Here is an 860-nt window from a genome sequence, read left to right as displayed (position 1 = left end):
AACCAGAAGATGTCGCATGTGGCGACGCGCTCCGGGGTGCCGGTGGGCTATTGGCGCTCCGTGGGGCATTCGCACAATGCTTTCTTCTCCGAAAGCTTTATCGACGAGCTGGCCAAGGACGCGGGGCAGGATCCGCTGGCCTTCAGGCGTTCTCTATTAGAAGAGGCTCCCCGGCACCTGGCTGTGCTGGACCTGGCAGCCGCCAAGTCAGGCTGGGGCACGGCGCTCCCCGCAGGCCGGGCCCGGGGCCTCGCCCTGCACGAATCTTTTGGTTCCATCGTGGCGCAGGTGGTGGAGGTGTCCCTGCTAGACGGCGTCCCGCGTGTCCACCGCGTGGTGTGCGCGGTGGATTGCGGCACGGTGATCCATCCGGGCATCGTGGCGCAGCAAATGGAGGGCTCCGTCGTGTTCGCCCTGAGCGCCGCGCTGTATGGGCGGATAGATATAGAAGAAGGTGTAATCCAGCAGAAGAACTTCCCGCAGTACGCCATGCTGGGCCTGGCCCAGGCACCCGTCGTGGAGACCTTCCTTGTCCCCAGTGAAAGAGCGCCGGGCGGCGCTGGTGAGCCGGGCGTTCCACCATTGGCGCCGGCATTGGCCAATGCGCTGTTTTCATTGACAGGAAAGCGCCTGCGCTCACTGCCGCTGTCCTTGAGCGAAGCGTGATTTGAAAAGTTTTTGCGGAAGTATTCGAAAACGCCAAAACAACCGTGCTATAGTCGATGGCTCTGCTGAACACAGCGAACAAATTCTTCGGAATCTGTAGCGATCGCGAAAGCGATAAGTTCAACAGAAAAAAGATCTTGAAAAGTTGACCGGGACTCAAAAATCGGTATAGAATTCAAGGCTCTGCTGAAAAC

The 860-nt window shown here is 59.4% G+C and carries 1 protein-coding gene; it reads left to right on the top strand.

Annotated elements, in window-relative coordinates:
* Positions 1–666 (top strand): molybdopterin cofactor-binding domain-containing protein (locus AC1D0P_RS26200; RefSeq protein ID WP_477679396.1); only part of this gene is annotated, 666 nt, incomplete at its 5' end.
* Positions 667–860: the final 194 nt, after the last annotated feature.

It is taken from the genome of Polaromonas sp. P1_G2, assembly GCF_056405515.1.
This window is presented reverse-complemented; position numbering and strand designations above follow the sequence as displayed.